Source organism: Pseudoalteromonas sp. bablab_jr010 (genome assembly GCF_016464105.1).
In the GTDB taxonomy this organism is placed as follows: Bacteria; Pseudomonadota; Gammaproteobacteria; order Enterobacterales; family Alteromonadaceae; genus Pseudoalteromonas; species Pseudoalteromonas simplex.
Genome location: NZ_JACDWV010000078.1, coordinates 1 through 21,663 on the forward strand (window position 1 = coordinate 1; position 21,663 = coordinate 21,663).

15 protein-coding genes and 1 pseudogene are annotated in these 21,663 nt (G+C 41.4%); 4 read left to right on the forward strand and 12 right to left on the reverse strand.

Annotated elements, in window-relative coordinates:
* Window positions 1-235 precede the first annotated feature (235 nt).
* The 12 genes from JIG37_RS06830 to JIG37_RS06885 all read right to left on the reverse strand — a co-directional run bounded on the left by JIG37_RS06830 (window position 236) and on the right by JIG37_RS06885 (window position 16,619).
* Window positions 236-841 (reverse strand): hypothetical protein, encoded by a 606-nt coding sequence (locus tag JIG37_RS06830; protein WP_199529026.1) that lies wholly within the window; start codon window positions 839-841, stop codon window positions 236-238.
* 595 nt (window positions 842-1,436) lie between these two features.
* A complete protein-coding gene (locus tag JIG37_RS06835) occupies window positions 1,437-2,453 on the reverse strand; it encodes a DUF4238 domain-containing protein (protein ID WP_199529027.1) in 1,017 nt (338 codons plus the stop codon).
* Window positions 2,454-2,877: 424 nt separating this feature from the next.
* Window positions 2,878-3,093, reverse strand: a complete 216-nt coding sequence (locus JIG37_RS06840; RefSeq protein ID WP_199529028.1) for a hypothetical protein — start codon at window positions 3,091-3,093, stop codon at window positions 2,878-2,880.
* Window positions 3,094-3,538: 445 nt separating this feature from the next.
* The gene (locus JIG37_RS06845; RefSeq protein WP_199529029.1) at window positions 3,539-4,189 is read right to left on the reverse strand and encodes a hypothetical protein; all 651 of its coding nucleotides are present in this window, start codon (window positions 4,187-4,189) and stop codon (window positions 3,539-3,541) included.
* Window positions 4,190-4,431: 242 nt separating this feature from the next.
* Entirely contained in the window at window positions 4,432-5,544 is a 1,113-nt protein-coding gene (locus tag JIG37_RS06850) for a hypothetical protein (protein WP_199529030.1), read from the reverse strand.
* On the reverse strand, window positions 5,544-6,140 hold the full coding sequence (locus JIG37_RS06855) for a hypothetical protein (protein WP_199529031.1): 597 nt from the start codon (window positions 6,138-6,140) through the stop codon (window positions 5,544-5,546). Before JIG37_RS06855 ends, JIG37_RS06850 begins: the two co-directional genes overlap by 1 nt.
* 25 nt (window positions 6,141-6,165) lie before the next feature.
* Entirely contained in the window at window positions 6,166-6,882 is a 717-nt protein-coding gene (locus tag JIG37_RS06860; protein ID WP_199529032.1) for a SprT family zinc-dependent metalloprotease, read from the reverse strand.
* Window positions 6,883-6,929: 47 nt separating this feature from the next.
* Window positions 6,930-10,211, reverse strand: a complete 3,282-nt coding sequence (locus JIG37_RS06865; RefSeq protein ID WP_199529033.1) for a type I restriction endonuclease subunit R — start codon at window positions 10,209-10,211, stop codon at window positions 6,930-6,932.
* A 43-nt stretch (window positions 10,212-10,254) separates the two neighbouring features.
* Complete coding sequence (locus tag JIG37_RS06870) at window positions 10,255-13,194, reverse strand: hypothetical protein (RefSeq protein WP_199529034.1); 2,940 nt, start codon at window positions 13,192-13,194, stop codon at window positions 10,255-10,257.
* A gap of 12 nt (window positions 13,195-13,206) precedes the next feature.
* Entirely contained in the window at window positions 13,207-14,427 is a 1,221-nt protein-coding gene (locus JIG37_RS06875) for a restriction endonuclease subunit S (protein ID WP_199529035.1), read from the reverse strand.
* The gene (locus JIG37_RS06880; protein ID WP_199529036.1) at window positions 14,417-15,961 is read right to left on the reverse strand and encodes a type I restriction-modification system subunit M; all 1,545 of its coding nucleotides are present in this window, start codon (window positions 15,959-15,961) and stop codon (window positions 14,417-14,419) included. Before JIG37_RS06880 ends, JIG37_RS06875 begins: the two co-directional genes overlap by 11 nt.
* A gap of 46 nt (window positions 15,962-16,007) precedes the next feature.
* Window positions 16,008-16,619 (reverse strand): restriction endonuclease subunit S, encoded by a 612-nt coding sequence (locus JIG37_RS06885; RefSeq protein ID WP_199529037.1) that lies wholly within the window; start codon window positions 16,617-16,619, stop codon window positions 16,008-16,010.
* A 760-nt stretch (window positions 16,620-17,379) separates the two neighbouring features.
* On the opposite strand from JIG37_RS06885, the pseudogene JIG37_RS06890 reads away from it, so the two are divergent.
* From JIG37_RS06890 to JIG37_RS06905, 4 genes and pseudogenes are all read left to right on the forward strand, one after another.
* Window positions 17,380-17,829: pseudogene (locus tag JIG37_RS06890) on the forward strand (band-7 C-terminal domain-containing protein); the annotation flags it as partial.
* 8 nt (window positions 17,830-17,837) lie between these two features.
* Window positions 17,838-18,290 carry an NfeD family protein gene (locus JIG37_RS06895; RefSeq protein WP_199529038.1) on the forward strand — a complete coding sequence of 151 codons (453 nt, stop codon included), beginning with the start codon at window positions 17,838-17,840 and terminating at the stop codon, window positions 18,288-18,290.
* Window positions 18,291-18,393: 103 nt separating this feature from the next.
* Entirely contained in the window at window positions 18,394-19,230 is an 837-nt protein-coding gene (locus JIG37_RS06900) for a patatin family protein (RefSeq protein WP_199529039.1), read from the forward strand.
* Between the two features lie 88 nt (window positions 19,231-19,318).
* Complete coding sequence (locus tag JIG37_RS06905; RefSeq protein WP_199529040.1) at window positions 19,319-21,517, forward strand: carbohydrate-binding family V/XII; 2,199 nt, start codon at window positions 19,319-19,321, stop codon at window positions 21,515-21,517.
* The last annotated feature ends 146 nt before the right edge of the window (window positions 21,518-21,663 follow it).

Genomic DNA, 21,663 nt, shown 5'->3' on the forward strand with positions numbered 1-21,663 from the left:
AATATCAGCATGAAAACCGACGACATTACTTGCTTCATCCTATGTATTAACTCGCTCTAATTCGAGCTGAAGAAATTATGGCTTAAAAAGTTAGGCAAGGATCAGTGCGTTTAACTTGACTGTGGGAGTCATACCAACGCTTGCCTAACCGGCGCGAAATAGCAGGCTAAAATTAGCGATGAAGGAGCGCAAGCCTGCTGTTTTGCGTCCTTTGGTTTAGGCACTTGTTATAATTTTATTTTCGATTAAACTTTTGCAACATTACATCAAAGTCAACTACTGAGGTACCTGCCGATGTCGACGATAGATTCATAGACTTTGCCGATTCATTTACAACCCAACTAGCACCACCTTTAGGTAATTGTGTTGAATAAAATTTGTAAATTTTGCGATAGCCATACTTTGCCTCAAGCTCCGATATTACAGCCATAATATGATTATAAACGACCTTACCGAATCCAATAGCTTCATCTACTGATGGAATATATCCTTTATGGATTACCTTATTTCTAAAACCTCGATCTTTGCTACTTAGCTCTGGTGGTAATTCACCAAGTGATGATAAGTAAAGGTACGTAAAGGCACCAAGTTGACGTTCTGATTGATTTGAGATTGTCTTCCACGCTTGGTCTGATAACTCTGATGAAATATTGGCATTCTGCATTTGGAATTTAATAAAGAACTCATAAAATCGCTCTAACGAGCTTGCAAACGACGATACTGACTCTCTTGTATAACCGTCACTTAAAGCATTCATACCCAAGTCATACAAAATTTCGTATTTTGCTGCATTCAACACTACCGAATACTCGTGACCTTTAGGGCACCTGATTTCATGCACTCCGCTATCATGAAGCATATGGGGTGTCAGTCTAAAACTAAGAGACTGCATTCCAGTACTATCGAATGCTTCTTGCATACAGTAAGGACAAACATGATTTATCCGCACGAGGAGCCTCCAAAATTATAACAATTTTATAGTGCGCTCGTCGCGCATCTTTCTGCCGATGTTACGCGTATGTATTAATAAATCTATTTTTATCAAATAACGTAATGCATTGCCAACCATAATATTTTTATTGACACTAGAGGTACTCTGAAAAAGAAAATGCGCTCGTCGCTCATTTTCTTGAATATGGGAGCACAACAACAAAACTGTATATTAATACAGTTGTTTATATCATCACCAACATAAAAGTTAGTGGAATATCAGATTATGGAGTAGAGCCAATATCATTAAGTTCATCACTGTATCTGATAGCTCAAAGGTGATCTATAGAGTATTTACGTTAACTGACAATGGGGCAAAGACGAGTTATATACATAACCCGTCTCTGGACAAAAGTGTTTCAGCTTCTTCGCTAAATTAGCTGAAAACGGATTAAATAAAGTACGGGAAACCTTAAAAGGCAGAAGGAAGAATCGGCCCTCGCATTTTACCTTTCTACAAACTGTTTTGCTCGATCATGACGGTCTCCAACAAACTTGCTATATGGTTTCAAAGACTCCTCACTACATCCAAATATGTTTACATAAGCACCTTTAGCAATCTTTGTATTTAACTCATTGACATCATCAAGGGTTAATATTGATTCCCCGCCAGGAAAACGATGGGAACTGCTAACCATGATTGCAATTGTTGGAGACAACGGATAGTACAAGTCCAATTGGTCATCCTCTGGAGGCGTCATATCATTAGTCAAACCCTTATGAACGTTTATCACTGGATTATCCGACGTGATAAACGGTTGAGTAGTCTCATTTAATAGAAGGCAATAATTGTCCTCTTTTCGAGATACGAACATTGAGTAACCAAGGTTTTGACCTAGCATATGACTTATAAACCACCAACACTCAGTCGATATATGATGCACTAATTTTGCTTGTTCAGAATCATCTTTTGACATAACCAGTAGTGCGATGTCGCGAAATGGTTTTGTTCTAGTGAACTGGTGCCCAAGATAATTACAAAAAGCAGTCAATTGCTTCATATCATCTAAGCAAGACAAATCTCGATTAATTAGCAGAGAAATGGTCTTCCCAGCGCTGCTTTCATAAGCAGTATGCAAATTCTCTAGGGTATTATGTTTATGCGCTTCGATTTCCTTCTCTGTTTCCACGCTCTTCTTACCACTCGTTTGATAAAACTCCTCCATTTTCTGAATTAATAGAAATTTTTGGAGCAGCTCCATATTTTGTTTATGCAACTGACTTTCGGAAGATATCATTCTGATTATCTTTACATGATCTTTAGTCAGTGGCTTGATTTGGTAAAAGTGCTTCTCCTTCGCAACCATCTTTACACTATCATAAGCAAAACCACCTTTAGCCTTCTTAAACCAGACTTTATTTTTGGTATCACCTATAGCCCAGTTTCGTAAATAGTTAGCCCATACATAATGATGTTCCTTTTTTAGCTGATGTGCTTTCTTCAACGGCTGTTCTTGTAGCATAATACTTTCCATTGCAGGGATTGAACAATTAGTGTGCCATAGTCGAGTGTATTAACAATACTATAGTGACAAACGGATTTTACCCACCTAGTTAAATGCGTTATCTAAGTAAGTTTTCAAGGTTTATGGTATTACTAAAACTAAGTTCAATTATACTTTTCCGCGTCGAGTTGGTATTAAATTGAAACACATAATGGGGCAGAACCAATTTAGGTAGTCTGTCAGATATAATCACATCAAGAAAACGAAACTGACAGATTACATTCAGACTAATTCAATTTAGATTGTTACACCTAAATTTTACTAGCACCAAGGCTTCATTCTGATCGCCGATATTAGAATTAAGCTTTCTTTATGATACAAGAAGACTTGCTTTCAGCAATCATAGTATAAGTTAACGAAGAAATCATTTCAGTCAAATAGCTTACTTATAGTCATCAGGGTTTAGTGGCTCCACGCGAGCTAAATAGCCGTGTACTTTTATTTGTTCATCAGTTAAAGATTGATCTGAAAATTTTTCAAGTTCAATTGAGCGCTTATCTTCAGTAAGCTTACATAATAGAATATCACCGATATTTAAATTACATTCCTTATTGTCAGGTAGTGGAATAGCCCCATTTTTACCTACTTTCACAATCATATATCAACCTGCGTATGGTATTTAAATAGTCTTGACTCTGTTTAAGGATATTAGAAAAAGACTTCATTCTGATCTCAATACTTAAATAAAGTCTTGATGATAAACTCGAATATTGAAATAAGCCTTCATTCTGATCTCAATACTTAAATAAAGTCTTGATGATAAACTCGAATATTGAAATAAGCCTTCATTCTGATCTCAATACTAAAATGAAACCTTGCTGATAAACTCGAATATTGAAATAAGCCTTCATTCTGATCTCAATACTAAAATGAAGCCTTGATGATAAACTCGTATATTGAAATAAGCCTTCATTCTGATCTCAATACTAAAATGAAGCCTTGATGATAAACTCGAATATTGAAATAAGCCTTGATTCTGATCTTAATATTAAGATGAAGGCTTAATTCTAGTTTCGAATATTTAAATGAACCCTTGATTCTGATCACCTGCAATCATATTTACGCGAATTATCAAATTTACTTTGTGCGCGTAACCAAAAATCGCAAGGCATTCCGGTTAACGTCTCAAGCCGTTTAGCCAAAGTAACTGTTACACTTATTTTCTCTTTAAGAAAATCATCGAATTGCTCGACCGATATACCTAGCAGCTTGCTGAGAGAATCATTACTCAATTCTTGAGCTTTTAGCTTATGCAAAAATAAATCCTCGAAAAATCTCGCTGGGTGCAGCATCTCTTTGCCATCTGGAATATCGACAATATCACTGACTTTAATTTCAGTAATGGATGTAAACTTTTCCAGGCTGCGAATTCTTGAAGTCATAAAGTCTACACCGGGGTTACACAGATTCTTATGCTTGTATGGGTTTTGATGTCGACCTTGGCTTGTCTGCAAACTGTCACTCGAAGCCTGGATTACTTTTGCACTCGGTATAGCGTTCTTTACCTCAGCAACAACTGATTCGACCAAATCAGCGTAGCTAGTCGCATCTCTACTGCATTCTATTGCTAATTTTCCGTCGTCTGAATGACTAATAATCGCGTCATCAAATCCCGCCTCGAAAAGACAATCGTCAATATCATCTAACGTTAAAAAGTCATTATTAATCTCAAACCTTATTGTTACTTCAATCATGACGGGTATACCTTTATTTTCGTCAGCAGTCACTTAAGCCTACACCATTAACTCCAATATAATCAAAATGACTACATCCATTCAGTTGATCCTGCTAATTCCTTAAGCTAGTTCACTTAGGTTTAAACTTAGTTTTATTAATATACGCATCTCAGAAAGTCTGGAGTTTTAAGAGTGCCAATTTCAAGTTGGATTTATAATTAAGTCTTATACCCTTCGTTTCAAGAAAGGCATTTAATCTGCTAGAAAAACATCACTTGTCGATTTCGTAATACATCGCCATCATATTTCTCTTTCAAAGGGTTAATGGCTTTTTGAACAGCTTCAGCAAGGTCATTTACTTCACTGTAGAGTATCCTGAGCGCCTCTACTTTTTCTTCCGCATTGAATATCTTTCTTGATTCATCAGGGACTATTAGCGCGTTTCTTTCATCATCAAGATATGAAATTATTAGCAAGTATGAACGCAAATTTTCGAGGAGTGTTAACGGTAAATATTGGCTACAAAGTAACCTTTCATTCATAGAATAGGCAATCGCAGCAATATCGTAACTAGTAAGCTTTTTTGCTTTTGATTTCTTATAATCTGGCATATCGGCAATGATGTTTTTCATTAACCGAGTTACTTTTTTAAGGTTACCACCGTACTGAGTATCTCTGTTATTTACCTTCTTGATGTGAAGAAAAGGCTTGTTCTCAATTAAAGCATGATTGTCTTTGTTGTAAATATTTACTGCTCTGAAGTGCTCAAGCTTTGAGCTTTGGTAGTCATGCGTATCGTGCCAACTGCTTGGAACGATATCCACTTTTCGTCTTAGGCTCCCCCCACTGAGGGCTATCGACTTTGCTCCACTGGTGTTTACTTCAGCAGCATGATAGCGAGATTTGAGTTTTGCTTCCGCCTGAAGTCTCAGCTCTTTTACTATATCAACCATTAACCGAGTATCGCTAGAATCAGAGTAGTAGGTGCCGGGCAAAGCTGGTCTTTGGATAGTAATTACATCCGATTTTAGTACCAACATATCTACGTCAGAATGGCCTTCGATATGGATATCCAATGCCACAGAGCCTTGCATTCTAGCTTCGGTATTGATTCCTGATGTTTTCAGCATTTCAATCAGTGTTGATGCTACTCGCTCGCCCTCAACTATAGAAATTCGTGTAGACTCTGGACTGACTGCCGCCATTGAACCAATCACATATTTTATAGCAGCAATTTCGTGTAACTGTTCATGCGCTTCTGCCAGTCTTGTGTCGCCAGAATACGAATATAGTCCTTTTTCCAGACGATCTCTCTCAGCTGTTCCTTGGCGACGGTTTTTTAGATTCGCTAGTCTATTTTCAAAGTTGATCATTATTGTTCCTTCCTTAAAGTCATTCTTCCAAAAGTCCTTCTACCATTACTATTAAAATAAGCGGCTTCACCTAGGTTTAAATCTTTGTTAAAAAATAATTCACAATAGCCTTTGTGGGAATTCAATTTATGATATTGATCAGTATCAGGGTTATTTGTATAGCTATAGTGAAGAATCCAACCACCCTTTGTTCCCGGCTTTTTCCCCAGAGTAGCAGTATAGCTCTCGCTTGAACTCTCTGCTGCTTGTAAGGTTATAGAAATTTTTTCCCAAGTTTGTTCGATATCTATTTCTGCATCCCAGTTATACTTTGTGGAACCATCTTCATTTAGCGTTTCACCTTTCACTGACCAAATACCACTAATATCAGGGATGCTAAAGAACGGAATTTTCCACCCAAACCGATCAAAACAATAATGAAGACCAAAATAAATTATGGCTGGAGTTATAATGGCTGTTGCGAATGCTTCTATGTTTGTCGCTTCGTATAACCAAACCAATAACGAAGAAACAGCACCTGTTAAAATTACAGATGCTACACCGAGCCACCTTCCAATAGCTGCTCTACTATGACCAAATATTGCGTAGTCGTGCATTTTTTTGCTCCTATAAATTCATTAATCAATTAGTGATAACGGAAGCCATTCCATCCAGCCGTTTTTTCGTCTTTTCCCACTTTGGCATTACCTGGCCCATAAGCCGATAGAACCGCTCACTGTGGTTATGCTCCGCAATGTGGCAAAGCTCGTGTAGGATCACATAGTCTATACACTCACGCGTAGCTTTGACTAGGTTAGGGTTCAGGGTGATTCGGCCATTGGGTGAACAGCTGCCCCATTGCGTTTGCATGGTCAGTACGCGTAGCGGTGGCCGTTCTTCTACCCAAAGGGTTTGTTCCAGCATGGCATCAAGGCGTTTAGCGAATGTCTCCTTAGCCCGCAATTTGTACCAGTCTGTTAATAGCTCTTTAACCTTGTCAGCGGACCTTGTTCTTACCGAAACTTCTAACTTGCCGCGTAGCAGTTTCACGCCTTGAACCTGCTCAGGCGCTTCAATCACTTTCAGAAGGTACTGTTTTCCCAGATAGTAATGGCTCTCACCGCTGATGTATTGCCGAGGTGTGATGAATTCAAGTTGTTTGCGGAAATCCCGAAGCTGCTCGTATATCCAGCGCGCACGTTTTTTAACAGCAGATAATACAGCTTCGTTTTCTGCCCCCTCAGGAGCCGCTACAATTACCCGGAAATCGGGATAAACCTTGATTAATATCTTGCCTGTGGCTTGCAGGCGCTTAACTCGCTCAAAAGTAATCTGCTCGTCACCATAGCGGAAGCTCATGGTATCTCTTTGAGGTTTAGTAGGTACGTTCATCTGGTTATACCCACTCAAAAACCATTTAATCCGACCCGGGTGATCTGAACAATCATCTCAACAATCTTCTTGGCTTGGTCCATTCCTCCTCCAATGGCTTTGCACTCCTGAAACATACGCGGCAATAGTTTTTTTCGAATGTCGGCTTCGACATTCTGCGGGTTGATAGAGTTTTCTGCAACAGAGGTTTCTACTGCCTGGTCAATTTCAAAGGCAACTTTTACCCACTTATCCTGAACTTGCTGGTCCAGTATAGCCAAAGTTTCAGGCAGAACTTTCTTGAACACACCAAAGTAAGCCTGAGCATGGCGATTTCCTGTAAAGGCATCAGGAATGTCGTTCAAGCGCCTATCTTGAACTTGCTCTTCGAATTCACGGAACAGCATGTACTGTTTCAGTGGGTGGTCGAATAGCTTTTCAGCATCAAAAATGGCTTGGCGCAACAGCTTGGAAAATGCTTCTTGAGCGTAAGGGTCATTCCGTAGTTCTTGTTCAATCATGCGAGTTACGCGAGTTTTGATGATATCGGTTTCGTTGCGAGTTTTATCTTCGCTCCAGTCTTCTGGCTGTTGCTTTTGCCCCATCTTACCGACTTCATACACGCCACCGGATTCTTTAACCTCTACACCCACCACATGCTTATCCAGAAGCTTTTTCACTTGTTCAGCGTATTCGTCGTAATCAATCCTCTCACCAGCATCTTGCTGCACCAGTTGGCGCAGACTGGAGAATTGCTTCACAGTTTCTTTGTAATGACAACGATCCTGGTCGCTAAAGCTCTTGTCTTCAAAGAAAGAGGCTGATTGCAGCGCTACCTTCAAGCAGCTGGCAAAGGCCGTGAGGGCTTCGTAGAAGTCTTCACGTACCTTTAGATGCACGTCAACCAGCTCTCCGCCACGCTCTTCAATCTTTGGAACCAGCACCTTTCGTAACTGCTCAATGTCGTTCTTGTTTTTGATGCCATTGAATATTGACCATAGCTGCTTATAGAGTTGTGGCAAGCGCTTGTACTCGGTACTCATCTGGTTATAGAGGCCTGCAATATCATTGATGTCATAACCCCCCTGAGTGCGGGAAGCCAAATCCTGATATTTCTGAATAGTGGTATCCAATTCCGCCAGAATGCCACGGAAGTCAATAAGTAAACCAAATTTTTTCTTTGGATGCAGACGGTTTACCCGTGCAATCGCTTGGATCAGGTTGTGCTCTTTTAAGGGTTTGTCGATATACAGCACAGCGTTTTTCGGCTCATCAAAGCCAGTGAGCAGCTTATCAACCACGATGAGTATCTTCAATGAATCATCTTTATCAAAGCGTTCAATCTGGTTCTTAGTGTAAGCTTGTTCATCCTGACAGCCAATATTGTCTTTCCACCACTGGGACACTTCGGGTGTGGTTGCCTCATCCACAGCAGTATTGCCTTCGCGGCTATCGGGTGGGCTCATCACAATGGCAGTTTCAAACAAGCCAGCTTCGTCCAGATACTTTTTGTATTTGATTGCAGAGGCTTTGCTGTCGCAGGCTAACTGGCCTTTCAAACCTTCATCGATGTTCTTTACGAAATGGTTGGCAATATCCAGGGCAATCAAACGAATGCGGTCATCAGCACTGTATACCTGGCCTTTTTGGGCAAACTTACGCTTTAGATCGGCCTTTTGTTCGTCTGAAAGCCCTTCGGTAATACGTTCAAACCAACTGTCTATGGCGCGTTCATTCACGTCTAAGTCGGGAATGCGCTCTTCATAAAGCAGCGGTGTAACAGTCTGATCTTCCACTGCACGTTGCATGGTGTAAGCATGCAGAATGGGACCAAACTTATTGGTGGTCTTGTCATCTCTTAACAGTGGTGTGCCAGTGAAGGCGACAAAGGCTGCATTGGGCAGCGCCTGCTTCATGCGGATATGGTTTTCACCCCCCTGACTGCGGTGGCCTTCATCAATTAGCACAATAATGTCAGAGCTATCGTTTACACACTCTGGCATTTTGGTAGCGGTATTAAACTTCTGGATAAGCGAGAAGATGATCCGCTCTGTACCTTTACCGATCTGTTCGGCCAAGCGTTTGCCTGAGGTTGCCATCGCTGCTTCTTTGTCTTTTTTACCGGCCAACTCACCGCCGGAAGCAAAGGTTTTGCTCAGCTGAGTTTCCAGGTCTACCCGGTCAGTCACCACCACAATACGGCACTGCTTCAAGCTTCCATGTAGAATCAGCGCCTTACTTAAAAACACCATGGTAAATGACTTACCAGAACCCGTGGTGTGCCATATTACCCCACCTTCACGTCCGCCGGTTACACTTCGGGTATTAATGCGTTCAATCAGGCGCTTGATACCAAATACTTGCTGATAACGGGCAATGATTTTGCCAGCCTTTTTATCGAACAATGTGAAGTAACGATTCATCTCCAGCAACCGGGTAGGGCTTAGCAGGCTAATCAGTAATTGATCCTGACCAGTAACAGCAAGTTCCCCCGCAGCGTTCAGGCTCTGGTACCAATCCAAGTCTTTTGCTGGGCGATGGTTGAACAAGTTCGCCAGCTGTTCCTCTTTTAGCGTTTTGTTTTTGATAGCGTGCATCTCGCTATCGGTGATGTCTTCTTCACGCCAGGCGGCCCAGAACTTAGCGGGAGTGCCATTGGTACCATACCTGCCCTCGTTGCCGTTTATGGATAACAACATTTGGCTATAAGCAAACAATAACGGGATTTCGTCATGCCGTTGGTTACGCAGGCTTTGTGAAATGCCTTCGTCAATTGTGGGACCCTTTTTGGTATTACTATCGGGGCGTTTCGCCTCAATTACCACAAAGGGAATACCGTTTACAAAGCACACTATATCCGGTCTACGGCTTTCCACTCCGCCAGAGCGGGTAACAGTAAACTCTTCGGTATATACAAAGCTGTTATTGACCGGGTTCTGCCAGTCAATCAGTGCAACCGTCGGGTTGGCCTTTTTGCCATCTACAAACTCAGTGACAGGGATGCCGTACAGCAAGTGGTTGCATAGGCGTTCGTTGGCAGTTAACAGACCCTCATTAAGCGCAGGGCTGCATACCTCGGCAATCAGTTTGTCTATAGCCTTTTCAGAAAGCGGATGGCTTTTACCTGCGAAAGTAAAAGTGCGTTTTTGAAGTTCCATGCGTAGCACCTGGCGTAAAACCACTTCATCGACCTTACCACCACGGGCGGCTAACGCGTGTTCAGGAGAGAGAAATGACCACCCTAGGTTGGTCAACAACGTCAGAGCCGGTAACTTGGCACTGTATTCTTCCTGAAATTTGGGTATGTATTGTGTCATTCTTTATCTCTCTTCAACCCTTGATACGCGAGGTGCAGTAAGTTCATCGGGTGAGTACCGAGTCACAGTCATAACCTGGTGGTAGGTGTTTAAAATAGTCTTTTGAGCCTGGTTTTGACTTGTATTGAAAATCCCTAAGCCCTTTAATGTCGAGTTTTGTAGTCAGTACGCAAGGGTTTTCACCACCTTTAACATAAAGCATTGTCTTGCTCTCTGTTTTGGTTGGCCTTAATACGCAAGAGCCCCCGTATTGCGAGGTATTTGCTTGAACTGTGTAGCAATGCAGATCCCTGACGGCAGACTCCAGAATATGCTGATAATAATTTGTGTCTTTATTCCAGACGCATGCAAATAGCAGATCAATTTGCGATTTGAATAAAACTCGGTGTGTGATGTCTGATAGTTCGAAGCAGTTGTATGTCGTAAATGACAATCCACGCCATGATACTTTGTGATAGTATGCATTTTTCTTTAGTACAAGATTACCAGGCTTAAGCCTTACAGCTTCTAAAAGCTCTAGTTCGGCAGGGGCATAATGATTTTTTACGCGAGCTGTCATTACACAGGATTTGTACTTGCCAGACACTCTAAATGGCAACGCTTCTATGATCAAATTATATGCGACGCCATTCGATACCCAGTGTTCAAGTCCGAAAACAAGACCTATTTGATGTCTACGAGAAAATGACACCATGAATGGAAGCCAGCTGACAGGTATTGCAACTTCAGGCATCACCAATAGATCAGCTTTCTCATAAAGCGCCGAATTTAGAATGCTATAAAGATCCTCCTGACGTTTAAAGCTAAGATTTGGATGTCTATCTCGGCGGACAGCACTACTTATATCATCTTCTTTTACTCTCAGGTTTGCTATTGCCAAATTAATCTGGTCTCTAGAATCCTTGTCAGAAACAAATAGGCTGGACTTAACAATCCCTCCGGTGTCTAAATCTTCAGAGGTAAAGTCAACTGGAAACTCTTGCCCAAAGAATCGACTTTTATAGACATCAATGGTTTCTGTTAGCCAACCATTCAAATCATTCTCAACAGCGAGATGTTTTCCCAAATGAAATATCTGCCACTCGTCGAAGTGTATAAAACGTGGCGAAAAAGAAATTTTGTTCTCATCTAACGTGACATTTTCATTGCTTGTGAAATCATTTTCTAATGTCAGGTCAGATTCTTGACTAGAGTAGTTGGCCAGTGGCCAAGCAACTAGATGGTGACGAATTAAGTTTGAACATCTTAACTGCCATGCAAAATGATGCAGAGCAGATCCACGTGTAATTAATTCACTTAATTCTGATTTATGCTTATGAAATGCACTGCTAGAAGAAATAGTTGGACTGAAAAAGACAGAAATGCTCTTTATGTCCAAAAGACCGATCGTAATTGCTAATGCAATCTGGTTGTATAAATTGAGGTCTTTATTTAGCTTTTTAGTAAACCGGTTTGAAGACCTTCTAGAGTTTGGCATAATGCCAATAATCTTATTTATTTCGGCTTCAACATATCGATAGAAAAAAGACAAAAATCCGTAATTATTGGTAATTACTGAATATTGGTACAGCTTTTCCCATAAACGGAAAAATTGAAGTGCGTTCTGCCCTTTAAAAAACTGTTTAAGTTGTGGAAGAACCACATCCCTATTGTTCAGTTTGCATAGTCGATGAGCCGTTATATGGCTGGATAGGTACTTTGCCAGCTCTGTCTCATTTTCAGCTAGCCCAACAATGCTGCGTAACTTATTGGCAGACCCATCATAGAGTACGTCGTATGCAAATCTGTCGAGCTCTTTATTAATATGATCGCTCGGCAAAAATTTGAATGCACTGCTTCTTTCATCAAGTTCTTGCTTAAATACTTCCAGCCCGGCGCGGCTATGCTCCTTATCAAAGAACTGCAAAATGAGCTTATCCTGTTGCATTGGTAACGAATTGTCAGCAACTGATATAACATATTTGGCATTATCGTCGGTTGCTGTGAGCACAGAGCTTAAATAATGATTTACAAATGAGGGAATTGGGTTTTCTTCATCAAACTTAGGACGTTTGAAGACCATTATAATGTCATCGACGTAGCGACCATAATAAGCTGGCCTAACATCATCACCAATAGAATAATCAAATTCTGAAAGATACCAATTGGCGATGATGGATGCTGACGCCATGCCGATGGGTAAACACTTTTTATCTTTGCTCTTAATATGAGTTTGCTTAATTCTAGGTGCGATAACTTGTTGGTAACGCGTGTATATTGCTTCCAGTACAAGATTAAGCTTTAACGCAAATTCTAAGAGTTGGGCGTTGTCTGAATAGTGATTTTGAATTTCAGCTTCGATGCAGTTAAAATCTAAATCCACATGATAGAAGTAAGACTTCAAATCCAACGATAAAAGTGCAACATCATCACCATTCTTAGATACTTGAGTTGCAACCTCTAAGGCCTGATCGCGCCATTGGTTGTATTGGTCTATGTATCGCTTGAAGACCTCTTGGCCGGAAAGGTCACTATCTTTTGAAAAGTTAAGAGCCGAGGAGTGCATCCGATTTCCATAGCTGTCCTTGCTCATGCCTTTCTCAAGAGCAGGGCCAACAAACAGGCACCACAACATTTCAATAATATGAATTTCTACCGGAGCATTGATGAAGTAGTTAACTTTTGAAACTTGATATTGCTCAGAATCACGGACATTACTGATGAATAACCCTGAATTCAAGCTAGGTTTGTCTTCTTTGCGCTCAACCAGCTTTGGCAGCAAGTGGTAATTAATACTTTTAAGCAAATCCTTGAAATATTTTTGGTTGCAAGGATCTTCTTGATCAACTACCTCCAATATGGATTCTAATACCTTGTCCATTTCAGTATGGTTTGTTTCAAAATCTGCCACACGTTGTTTTAGAAACAGATTAAGGTTCTCATGGTATGCGTAGCTTTTAACGAACAGATACGCTTTCCTTATATGATTAATATTCAAATCCATAAATAGCCCTTCTTACACCAAAACCCTTCGTTTACCACTCAACAGCTGCTGCATCAGCGCTTTTTTCTCTTGCTTCAAAGCATCGAACTTGTGTTGCAAAGAAGATATTTCCTGATCGGCGCTGGAAAGTACGGTAGCGATTTTTTGTTGCTCATCGATAGACGGACAACGTATCTTGATTTTGAAAAATGTTTTTGGATTAAGTCGCTTTGATCCAGTGCCAGACATTTTGTTTTCAAGAGAAGTAAAGAAATGCCCTTGAGTCATATAGTGATAAAACCAAGACGACTCACAAGATCCGGTAAAGTCAAAGGCTGGTAAATCTTGTGAAGTTTCATAAGCATCCAGGTTTTTCGGTATTATACCGAATGCGCCTTTGTGTATATTTTGCTTGCCGTAAATGAACTGACCAGCTGACCTGACAAAGTGTGCTGTTGACTCAACAGCCTCGGTTCCTCGAAACTCTCTAGCTTCAATACCTTTCAAGTTCAATCTTACCGTTAACCTTTTGGACGGATTATTAGTTTTTGAAGGAATACGGCTTTCTTTCAGAAAATCTCCAATTTCTGCGACCTTCCATTCTCCACTAAACCTAACCCCATTCTTATCCAACAGGCGCTTTTTACCAGTCAGTAGCTGTTGCATTAGGGCTTTTTTCTGTTGCAAGCTATTGGCGATTAGTTGTTCTGTAGTGGTGATGGCTTTGTCCCAAGTAATAAGGATTTTGGCTATTTTATTTTGTTCTGTGTACGGAGGAACCGCGATTTTTAGCTTTTTAAAATACGGTAATCCAATTGTTTTAATAGTTGATCCAACAGCCTGGCGTTCAAACTCAGCCTTATTCAACTGAAGCCAGTTATACAGAAACCAGCTATTTAGTTTTTCCGTATTGTCGCACTTCCACGCAATAAAATGTTGACTGACTGCCATAGGAACAGCCATAACGCCACTTTTACCAATGCCAGCATCACGCGATAAAACGACAGTTTCTGCTGGGTGTAGTTCAGCGGAGCTATTTGCTATTCCTGCTTCAGATATTTCCTTATCTGTTTCGTAGACATACCCTTTATCTAAACGGAAGCTATCTGCTAGGGATATCCATTTAATCCCTCCATTCCAGTATTCTGGAAAAGATTTACTCGGCGTATGACCGCTGCAACGGGTTGCAAATTTGTCAAGCAGGTCGTACTTCCACCCACTAGGGATGCCCTCCTTAGCTAAACTACGCGCCATAACCTAGCTCCTCCAAATACTTGGCCATCTCGATTTCCAGCTTAGTCAGTTGTGCTTTTAGCTGCCCACGCTCGGTACGAACCGCCACTAGGTCGATTTCTTCCTCTTCTTCAAAAGTATCGACATAGCGCGGAATATTCAGGTTGTAACCGTTCTCTTTGATCTCTTCGAGACTGGCAACATAGGCGTACTTATCGACACTTTTACCTGCTTTATAGGTGGTAACGATTTTGGCGATATTTTTTTCTGTCAGCAGGTTCTGGTTTTTACCGGCTTTGAAGTCGCGGCTAGCGTCGATAAACAACACGTTGCTGTCTGTTTTGTGCTTTCTAAACAGCAGAATGACTGCGGGAATACCAGTGCCATAGAAGAGTTTTTCCGGCAAGCCAATCACGGCATCGAGCATGTTTTCATCAATCAGCTGCTGGCGAATTTTCCCCTCAGACGAGCCACGGAATAGCACGCCGTGCGGCACAACCACGCCCATTCTTCCTGTTTTGGGTTTGAGGGTTTCGAGCATATGCAAAATAAACGCATAGTCGCCTTTAGTTTTCGGCGGTATGCCACGGCGGAAGCGACTAAACGTATCGTGCTCGGCTTCGTCGTGGCCCCATTTATCCAAGCTGAAAGGTGGGTTGGCTGTCACGATATCAAACAGCATCAAATCGCCGTTTTTATATAAAAGCTTAGGGTTACGAATGGTGTCGCCCCATTCAATCTTGTGGTTATCTTCACCATGCAGGAACATGTTCATCTTGGCCAGCGACCAGGTAGAGCCAATGGCCTCTTGTCCGTATAAGGCGTACTGCTTGCTACCATGGTTTGCCACGACTTTGCGACCACACTTCATCAGCAACGAGCCAGAACCGCATGCTGGGTCACAGATACTGTCACCCGGTTGCGGGTCTAACAACTCGGCGATCAGGTCACTGACTTCCGGTGGAGTATAAAATTCACCGGCTTTCTGGCCACCACTGGCCGCAAAGTTTTTAATCAAGTATTCGTAAGCATTTCCGATCACATCTAGCGTGCCGACACGACTGGGCTTGAGGTTCAGCTCGGGTTTGGCAAAGTCTTCCAGCAGGTGACGCAAAATAGTGTTCTTTTGCTTTTCTTCACCAAGTTTATCTGTGTTAAAGCTGATGTCCTGAAATACACTCTTGCTAGCGTCTTTCAGTTTGGTTCCGTTGGCTTCTTCAATGGCGTGCAGAGCCTGGTCAATGCGCTCACCGTTACCAGGTGCGTAACGGTGCTCAAAGAGTGTATAGAAGCTGGCTGATTTAGACAGTACAAAGCGCTCGTTTTTCATCATCTCTTCGATGAGTTCTGGCTCGTCGCCGTATTCAATCTTGTAAGCATCGTAGTGATCCTGCCATACATCTGAGATGTACTTTAGGAACAACATAGTCAGAATGAAGTCTTTATAGGTATCGGCACTGATAGTGCCACGGAAGGTATCACAAGCACTCCACAGCGCTTTGTTGATGCTGTCTTGGTTAATCTTATCGTTACCACTCTTGGCTGTATCGTTCATCCATTGTTTCCTCTTGTTGAGCCACTTAGAACTGGCCCTATTTAAGTCATAAATTCGCTGTATTGGCTGTTTTACAACCATACTCCTGGTATAGGCTGTTGGCGATTGTGCCCATCATTCGCTCACTATTGTTAATTAGCCTCTGTATTAACCTTTGCTCCACATCAAGGATATTAGCCATTTCAATTATTGATTGTTGTTTGGCAAGTGGTGGTACAATAACTGGTATATCTTCTAACACGCTGCGACGAATGCTTTTTGTTAAGGAGCCTTCGGCATTCTGCTCAAAATACCGCTGAGCTGGTGCTTGATTTAATAACCACACCAAAAACTCAGGTAAAATACTTTTCTGCTCCAGTTTGACCACAAAGAAATGTGATGCGGCAACAGCTTGTTTACCGCTAGAAATTAATGACTGTTTCACCTGAACAGCATAGTTATGGCTGCCGCGGGCGACCACTAAAATATCACCTGTGGCCAGGTAGTTGGGTTCACGCTTGCCAGTTAGCTCTGTTTCTATGCAGTCTGACCAGCAAATTTCTCCGGTTAACGAGACATTCTTCATCTGAACCGCGACTACAGCAGAGCCTGGCTCTTCAGGAATTTTCCCCCTGAATGGGTAGCCTGCATTAATGGTTGCTACTTGTTTAAGTTTCACGCATAAATCTATTCATCGCCAATGATGCAGAAATAATCTATTTAACCTAGATAAATGTCAAGCTCAAACTCTCATCGCCTTTGATGAGAAGAAATTGCTTCAAGGTCATTTTGTTTCCTTGTATATGTACTCATAGGTGATGTTAGATAAATAAGTGTGAGTACTTATAAAATGAAATTCAATGTTTGAGCATTATTGGTATTCTCCAGTGAAGTAAACATTTATGTAATAAGACTCAGTAGGTGGCCACTGGTTAGATAATTTCACTCTAATTTGACCGTACAAATACCTGTTGGATGATCTAAAAATGAATTTACTCCCCAATCCCTTAACAAGGGACAGTTTAGTACTCCTAAATAGTAAGTCACTCGATCAACCCCATTGGTCGGAGCCTCTCTCAAAAGCTGCAATCGATAGCTTACTCACTGTGAATAATTCTAGACTTACAGGTTGATATTGAGAATAGAGCTTGTAATGTTATTTGCGATAAAAATTGGTGTTTTACTAAATCAAATAACACAATGTAGAAAATAATAAATAAGTAACTGCTGAACCAGCACCTCTGAATCCAAGCCGATTCATAAAGCAAATAGAAGCATTAGAGGCTAACTGCGGGTAATAGACAAAATTAACTAGTATTTTTAAGTGGTATAGTGTGAGTTATATTAATTTCTCATTAACCCCCTTAAAACATCACAAATAAAAGGATTCACTCACTCACCCACCAATAAGTAGTATCCTTTAGGGGGTTATACCAAGAATTAAAGATATTGTGCCACCTAACTCTGTCATGGAAGCGATGGAAGCACAAATGAAAGCTGAGCGTGTAAAACGTGCACAAATTTTAGAGTCTGAAGGTGATCGTCAGTCTGCTATTAACGTGGCAGAAGGTAAAAAGCAAGCGCAAGTTCTTGCAGCAGAAGCTGAAAAAGCAGAGCAAATCTTACGTGCTGAAGGTGAAGCAAAAGCGATTATCGCGGTTGCTGAAGCGCAAGCAGATGCACTACGTAAAGTAGGTGAAGCCGCCGATACAGAGCAAGGCCAAAAAGCAATTCAACTTGACCTTGCTACTAAAGCAATTGCTGCTAAAGAGGCCATTGCCCGTGAGTCATCTGTAGTATTACTGCCAGAGAGTGGCACAGATGCAAGCTCGCTTGTAGCTCAAGGCATGTCTATTATTAACTCTTTGAATAAAAAGCAACAAAGTTAGGTGAGCTAATGGCATTTTTAGATACCCATTTAGCCGAAGCACTGATGATTATAGGTGTTATCGCGCTCATTGTTGAAGTTGCTGTACTAGGTATGAGTACTTATGTATTACTGTTTTTAGGCTTATCTTTATTTGCCAGTGGCTTACTAATGAATATAGGCCTACTTGATACAACTTACACCACCGCGCTTTGGAGCAATATTGTATTTACTCTTGGTTTTGCACTCGTGCTTTGGAAACCACTCAAACGCATGCAAGATAAAACCGATACAACACCAATACATAGCGATTTTGCTGAACTTACCTTTGTCGTTAACGCTGATGTTGATGATAAAGGTTTAACCACGCATCAGTATTCGGGGATTACATGGCAATTAAAAAGTCACTTTCCCATTGCGGCGGGTAGCACAGTAAAAGTCACCGATAAACAAGTCGGTGTACTTTGGGTAGAGGCGGTGTAACTCTGCTTAGGCCAAACTTCACTTAGAGTCAAAACTCTATTTCGTTTTGTAACCGTGTTTGCTATGGTTAGAAGCATTCACGGTTACAAGCAAGGTTGCGAAAATGAACAATAACAGGGCTCTCGTTGTAGAAGGTGGCGCAATGCGTGGTATTTTTGCCACTGGCGTACTGGATTCTTTTATTCAAGCTAATTACCAACCTTTTACTCAATGCTATGGTGTTTCTGCCGGAGCCACTAACATTGCCGCTTATTTGTGTGCGCAATACAAACGTAACCATGCGGTGATCACCGATTACTCTTGCAGACCTGAGTTCATCGACTTTGTTCGTTTTATTAAAGGTGGCCACCTATTTGATTTAGACTGGTTGTGGCAAGAAACCATGCGTGATATTCGCCTTGATCTCGACACTTTCGAAAAACAAGCCAGTGAGTTTTATATTGTCACAACCAATATAAAAACTGGTCAGGCTGAGTATTTAAAAGCAAGTACAACACTTCTTGAAGAGCAATTAAAAGCCTCATGTGCGCTGCCGATTGCTTATCGAGAATTTCCCGTTATCGATAATTTACAACTTACAGATGGCGGCGTGGCAGATTCGATTCCAATTCGTAAAGCATACGAAATGGGCAATAAAGAAATCACCGTTATTTTATCTCAGCCTCTTGGCTATAAGAAAAAGCCTTCTAAAGCGCCTTGGTTTGTTAAACGTCTTTATAAGAAGACCCCGGCATTAGCTGAAGCCACCTTAAGGCGCGCAGAAAATTACAATCAAAGTATTGATTTTATTGCCAACCCACCAAGCGATTGTAAAATTAATATTATTGCACCACCACCCGACTTTGCTGTTGGTCGAACAACGAAATCATTTGAAAAACTCAGTGCAGGCTATGAAATGGGCTTAAATGCGGGCTCGCAATTTTTAACTCAAGTCGCCTAAGCTAACGCTTTAAAAATAGGCGCTGTTTTCAAGCGTTTTCGATGCCATTGGCTATACTTTAAAGAGTTACGTTAGCCAAGGATTGACCATGAAACTCTTCCTACCTTTTATCACTGCCTTCAGGGTATTAATACTCTCTTCTTTATGTTTATGTTCATTTTTTAGCAAAGCTATTGAGTGGCCTCAACAAGTAAAAACAAACCAAGGCACACTCATTGTTTACCAGCCACAACCCGAGAAACTAAACGGTAATACCTTAACAGCCCGTGCAGCAATGTCTTTTTCGCTTTCAGGCAATGATGCTGTGTTCGGCGTGTTTTGGTTTAGAGCTAAATTAGATACTGACCGCGAAAACGATACCGTCACCGTTCGCAATATGACAGTCACCGATGTACGCTGGCCTGAATCAAAAGATGCAGGCGAACAAAAATTTACTGCTGTCGTTAATGAAGCAATAAAAGCCAGTCAATTCGAAACCTCGCTTTCGCAACTCACCGCCAGCCTTGAAAGTGCAGAAGCAGCAGAGCAGAGTTTAACGCAATTAAAAACCGACCCTCCAACGATTATATTCAAAGAGCAACTGTCGGTACTGCTGAGTTTTGATGGTGAACCTAAGTTTAGTAAAGTTGAAAACAGCCAATATGAGCGTGCTTTAAACACCGCCATGACAGTGATTAAAGATAGCAAAAGTAAACTTTGTTATCTCACCGATGGGCAATTTTGGTATCAGGCAAAACAAGCCAAAGGGCCTTATGAATTCACTCAAACGCCACCTACCGAACTTGTAAAAATGCTCCCTAAAGATACTGAAAGTTCAGGTCTTAGTGCGCCACCAGCCATTGTTGTAGCCACTAAACCCACCGAACTTATTGCAACTGATGGCGCAGCTAAATGGAAAAGTCTAACCGGTGGCGAGCTCATGTATGTGTTTAACACTGAAACCCCGTGGCTACGTGAAATGCAAACGAATAACATGTATGTCTTGTTATCTGGGCGCTGGTACCGGGCAAAACAACAATCAGGCCCATGGACATTTGTTCGTGGCGATGAACTACCAGAGAGCTTTGCCAATATCCCACCTGAATCAGATTTAGCTGGCCTCAGAGTTTCAGTTGCCGGCACAGAAGAAGCTGACGAAGCTGTACTAGATGCAAAAGTGCCGCAAACAGCGGCTATCAGCCGTAAAGATACCAGTTTAACTGTGTACTATGATGGCAAACCTAAGTTTGAACGTATCCCGGGCACGCAAGTTTCTTATGCTATTAATACCGATGCACAAGTGCTGCAAATTAAAGGCAAATATTATGCAGTCGATAATGCGGTGTGGTTTAAAGCAAACTCCGCCCAAGGACCATGGCTTGTTGCTGATAGCATTCCCAAAAACGATATTGCAAAAATTCCTCCAAGCTCACCCGTATACAACGTCACTTACGTCGAGATATACGAGTCAACTCCTGAGGTGGTGTATGTTGGTTATTACCCAGGTTACATGTGGTCATACCCTTATTATGGCGTGCCAGTGTATGGAACGGGTTGGTATTACCCGCCATACTGGGGCGGTGGCTACTACTACCCTCGCCCACCGACTTGGGGGTTTAATATTGGCTATAACAACTGGACGGGTTGGTCGTTTGGCTTAAGTTGGAGCAATGGTTTTTTAAATCTAGGGATGAATTGGAATATTGGTTGGCCAACCCATTATCGACCTTATCATTGCTGTAATGGCTGGTATGGGGGTGGTTACCGCGGCCCAGTTTTTATTAATAATGGCAACATCAATATTGGTAACAAGATTAATGTCGGCCATAAACCTGGTCATCTTAATAAACAGCCAAGACATAACATTTATAAACGCGATAAAAGTAAATCTCGTCTAGCTTCAAAGCAGCAATTGAAACGCGATTTAAAAACCGCCATCAGCCAACGCGATAAGGCAAACAACGTGTTTGCGGATAAAAATGGAAACGTGCTCAAGCATGATGCCGATAAATGGCAACAGCGTGTTGAGGGAAAATGGCAAACATTACCTTCTGATAAACAGCAACAAATCAAAGATCGGGCACAAAACATTGACCGCCAGCAAGTGCAAAATAAATTGCAAAGCATAGATAAAAGTAAAGCGAAACAAGCATTACAGCAGCGTCAGCATATGCAAAACAGGCAGCAAAATCGTATGCAGCAATTAAATCGCGCGAACAGAGCACGTCAGCAAGGAATGCAACGCCAACAAATGCGCCGTAATACACAAAGACAGATACCAAGGCAAATGCCTAATCGCGGCCATTAATGTAAAAATAGGAACAAAACAAAGCCAACGTGAAAATTGGCTTTGTTGCCTACAATATAAAGGCTGCATATGGTGACTTTACTAACTAAATGAGGTCTATCAAAAGAAAAACCCATCAAACAATTGCAAAAACTTGCTTAAAACCA